The sequence below is a fragment of the Komagataeibacter rhaeticus genome (assembly GCF_003207855.1).
Lineage (GTDB): Bacteria > Pseudomonadota > Alphaproteobacteria > Acetobacterales > Acetobacteraceae > Komagataeibacter > Komagataeibacter rhaeticus.
In genome coordinates, this window is record NZ_NKTZ01000047.1 from 1 (window position 1) to 4,276 (window position 4,276).

General features: G+C 50.2%; 4 protein-coding genes and 1 pseudogene. 4 read left to right on the forward strand and 1 reads right to left on the reverse strand.

Annotation, left to right across the window (positions count from 1 at the left end):
• Positions 1–96 precede the first annotated feature (96 nt).
• Complete coding sequence (locus tag CFR78_RS15800; RefSeq protein WP_034927968.1) at positions 97–357, reverse strand: type 2 periplasmic-binding domain-containing protein; 261 nt, start codon at positions 355–357, stop codon at positions 97–99.
• A 217-nt stretch (positions 358–574) separates the two neighbouring features.
• Between CFR78_RS15800 and CFR78_RS15805 the strand changes: the two genes are divergently transcribed.
• From CFR78_RS15805 to CFR78_RS15815, 4 genes and pseudogenes are all read left to right on the forward strand, one after another.
• A complete protein-coding gene (locus tag CFR78_RS15805; RefSeq protein ID WP_220032414.1) occupies positions 575–1,771 on the forward strand; it encodes an AAA family ATPase in 1,197 nt (398 codons plus the stop codon).
• Positions 1,768–3,612 carry a S8 family peptidase gene (locus CFR78_RS15810; RefSeq protein WP_205619130.1) on the forward strand — a complete coding sequence of 615 codons (1,845 nt, stop codon included), beginning with the start codon at positions 1,768–1,770 and terminating at the stop codon, positions 3,610–3,612. The genes CFR78_RS15805 and CFR78_RS15810 overlap by 4 nt, the downstream gene beginning before the upstream one ends.
• 6 nt (positions 3,613–3,618) lie before the next feature.
• Positions 3,619–3,747 (forward strand): hypothetical protein, encoded by a 129-nt coding sequence (locus CFR78_RS16710; RefSeq protein ID WP_258366214.1) that lies wholly within the window; start codon positions 3,619–3,621, stop codon positions 3,745–3,747.
• A gap of 65 nt (positions 3,748–3,812) precedes the next feature.
• Positions 3,813–4,186: pseudogene (locus CFR78_RS15815) on the forward strand (transposase); the annotation flags it as partial.
• Positions 4,187–4,276 lie beyond the last annotated feature (90 nt).

A 4,276-nucleotide genomic window follows, 5' to 3' on the forward strand; every position in this document is an offset into this window, starting at 1 on the left:
CAACAGTTTTGCTGCTCTGTGCCCTGATGATCGTCGTGATGGCCTCAGGAAGCGGGTTTACACGCATGCCACGCAATGGCTGACCAAACGCGCTTTTTACTCCCCCGATAGCTGGCTAGGACCGATGCACACATTCTTCTTTAGAAAATCAAGAACTGCCCTGATCCGCGCGGACAGCGTGCCACGATGTCCCAGATAGACGGCTTGCACATCGACAAATCTGTCAATCTGAAAGTGCTCAAGCATTGAGGTCAGCCGCCCGGCGATGATGTGTGGATCAATTTGAAACGCCGCAAGGTGCGCCAGCCCCGTACCCGGCAGTGCGAGTTCCAGCATCGTGTCGGGTTGGAGTGCCACGAAAGCGCCGAGAGAATGGACAGGGAATGACTGTGAACGTTGAGGAAGAGACGTTCTCTTTGATCATAGACTTCCTGCCTTGATGCGCCCGCTCTCATAATGGTCATGGCTGATCATGACCGCGCCAAGAGTGGTGAGTGGGCGATTGGTTCTGATCGCTCAGAATATCTTTCCAGCAGACAGAAAATATGAGAGAATAATTTTAGTCCATTTTTGAATGAAAAAAAGTGTTTTATATGAATGGGTTACAGTGTTTATGGACGATTCTAGTGGATTGAAGTCTGATTTAGCCCAGATTGTTCGGCTCGCCTTGGCCGAGCAAACGGAGGACGTACGCCTGTTCGCCGCACGGCTAGTTAGAAAATATCGAGGGACTGAACCTGAGTTGGCAGCACAGGTAGATATGTTCCTTCGTTCCAAACCGCATCGCACCGGAGCTCCGTTACGGAAGGCAGTTACACCATCCTCTCCGGAACAGGCTTTGCCAGTGGACGATGAGTCGCGCTTGTCACTGCTTAAAGAGTTTACGGATCTTCCAGATCAGGAAGCGCCACTGCTTTCTCCCGGATTGGAGGAAATGCTTGGACAGTTGATCTTGGAGCGTAAGCAAGCTGAGCGTCTTGTCGCAGCGGGTTTGGTGCCAACACGCTCTGCAATATTTGTTGGCCAACCTGGACTGGGTAAGACACTCACTGCGCGTTGGTTGGCATCTCAGCTAGGTGTACCGCTGTATGTACTCGATCTTACTGCGGTTATGAGTAGTTTGTTGGTGCGTAGCGGTAACAATTTACGCGCAGCTCTTGATTTTGCTAAACAACGCCCTTGTGTGTTGTTGCTTGATGAAATCGATGCAATTGCCAAGCGACGTAGCGATGATTCCGATGTGGGTGAACTCAAGCGTCTTGTGACAGTGATTTTGCAGGAAGTTGATGAGTGGCCTTCTACCGGGGTGTTGTTGGCCGCAACTAATCATCCAGAGCTGATTGATCCTGCGTTGTGGCGACGGTTTGACTTGGTTGTCGAATTTAAGACACCTGAGCCCGTAGCGGTCAAAGAAGCTATTAAACGGTTCTTGGGACCTGATTTCGCGTTGTTTGCTCGGTGGGTAGATATTCTGACCTTCGCGTTTCGTGGACAGTCCTTTAGCGATATAGGAAGAGAGATACAGCGCTTTCGGCGAGCAGTAGCATTGGGAACAGCTCCAGATGTCGATTTAATTGAGGAATTCATTAAAGCTCGCGCTCTATCATTGGATCGACAGGGGCGTATCGATATGGCTGTTTTACTCGCTAAACAAACACGCCTGTCTCAGCATAGTATTTCGGATATTACAGGTGTGAGCCGAGATACTATTAGAAAATACACGACTGACGGTCCTGCCGTCGTTCCTAAAAAGCGGAGACGTGAAGGATGAGTCAGACCAATTTTTTGATAGGACGAGGCGAACTCCTTACTTATGATATTAAAGGTCCTCGACGGAAGATAACGAAAGCTGAAGTTTATACGCTGCAGCAAGCGAGAACACGTCTGGTGCCGCAATTTATCGAAACATCGATAAATCTCGATAGGTTGCCCTCCAAAGCCTGTCCGGGCGATTTGAGTGTGGCCCGTCTCGCCTTGAATCCCAGTTACATCGCGCGTTCTTTTTATCCTGTCGCAATGTTGCGCAGTGCTGGTCTTGAGTCGGTCGGGAGTAGAGCTGTAAAACTGACCCCGGAGGCTTGGGCAAAAAAGGGTTCTCCGCGCGAGTCAACGACCACGGAGCTTTTTGTGGTGGGACGGCGAAAAGCGTTTCGTCAGTTGGCAGATTGGGCTGGAGAAGTTGAAGAAGGGTCCAGTGAAGCCAAAGACCTTTCTCATATTGAGAATTTTTCTGCATTTGAGTCAACAGATCGCATTGTGTCATTCGAAAAATCCCAAGATCGTTTTTTCGAAGTGGGTGTTCATCTGTTACCCGGAGATAACTCTCAATTTGTACAACGCGCATTTGCCAAATATGCGACCGACGTTGGCGTAAAGCTGCACCTCGATCTGGCATTTAGCGCAGGGAATCTATGGTTTCTTCCTGCAGAGGGCGATAGTGAGAGCATCAGGCACCTAGCTGAGTTCTCTTTTGTACGTGTAATTCGTTCCATGCCCAAGTTGCGTGGTATGCGTCCGATACAACGGGCTTCTGGGGTGACTGTGCCGTGTAGCCTGCCCACGGAGCAGCCGCTGTCGTCAGAGCCTAAAGTCGCCATTTTGGATGGTGGTTTGCCGACAAATAGCAGTATCACTCCGTGGGTAAATACTTATCGCGTCATGGATGAGCATGCGGAAGATGATCCAGGCGGCATTGAGCATGGGCTTGCAGTCACGTCGGCATTCCTTTTTGGACCGATCATACCCAATAGCACTCCGTCTCGGCCTTATTCTTATGTTGATCATCTCCGCGTTCTGGATCGTGAAACTGATTCAGAAGACCCATTGGAATTATATCGTACGCTGGGGTTTGTGGAAGAAGTTCTTCTGTCTCGATATTATCAGTTCATCAATTTGAGTTTGGGACCGGATCTCCCAATTGAAGATACAGATGTACACGCGTGGACTTCTGTGATTGATGATTTGTTGAGCGATGGCGATACATTGATGACCATAGCCGTTGGAAATAACGGCGCTATGGATCGCTCCACAGGTAACGCACGTGTTCAGGTGCCATCGGATTGCGTGAATGCGTTGTCCGTAGGGGCTGCTGACAACGTTGATAAAACTTGGGGTCGGGCCGCTTACAGCGCCGTTGGACCCGGTCGTAGTCCAGGCGTAGTAAAACCTGATCTTATGGCTTTTGGTGGGGCCGCAGAAAATTCTAAATATTTTCATGTTCTGGCATCGGGAGCCAAGCCGTCCTTAGTGCCTCAATTGGGAACAAGTTTTGCATCACCATATTTATTGCGCAATGCTGTTGGAGTTCATGCGGTTCTTGGGTCGGATTTATCGCCGCTCGCTATTAAAGCGTTGCTTGTTCATAGTGCTGATCCCTCTGAACACGATAAAATTGAAGTCGGTTGGGGTAAAATTCCAGAAGATTTGATGGAAGTTATTACTTGTCCGTCTGGCGTGGCGCGGGTGGTCTATCAAGGCGAATTAAAGCCCGGAAAATATTTACGCGCGCCGCTTCCAATACCAACTGGTGGTCTACAAGGTAAAATACGCTTGAAGGCAACATTTTGTTACGCGTCTCCGACGGATCCGCAGGATGCTGTTACCTATACTTGAGCTGGTTTGGATATTGTCTTTCGTCCCAGTGATAAGAAGGTAAAAGAAGGTAAAGCGAACGCCGATACAAAAGGCTTTTTCGATATGAAAAAATACGCAACCGAAGAGGAGCGTCGTTCGGATATGGGGAAATGAGAGGTGGTCCCCATTTTTCGGACAGGGCGATAAGCTATCATCTGGCCTGAACGAGGACGGGTTTTATGGGCAAGGTTACGCGGAAACGGTATGCGGCAGAGTTCAAGTCACGGGTTGCGCTGGAGGCGATCCGTGGGGAACTGACGCTGGCGGAACTGGCTTCGAAACATGGCGTGCATCAGACGATGATCGCCCAATGGAAGCGCCAGGCGATCGAAGGCATGGCAAGCCTTTTTTCTGGTAAGTCAGTAACGGAACCTTCAGTCAGCCCTGCTGATGTAGAGAAACTGCACGCCAAGATCGGCCAGTTGCTGGTGGAACGGGATTTTTTGCGGGATGCCTCTGCTCGGTTGGGCGTGATCAGAGGCGGCAGATGATTGACCCGAAGAGAGCATGCCTGCCGATAATCCGGCAATGCACGCTGCTGCAACGTAACCGGCCGCTCTGGGCCGCCTTGATTATGCGGCCTGTCTGTGCAGTGTATTCACGGGTTTCCAGTTCCATGGCAACAGTTCGTGGAGCCGGTTGA

Bases quoted from the DNA above. Each gene is read 5' to 3' on its own strand.
- CFR78_RS15810 (WP_205619130.1), top strand. From the start codon at position 1,768: ATGAGTCAGACCAATTTTTTGATAGGACGAGGCGAACTCCTTACTTAT.
- CFR78_RS15805 (WP_220032414.1), top strand. From the start codon at position 575: ATGAAAAAAAGTGTTTTATATGAATGGGTTACAGTGTTTATGGACGAT.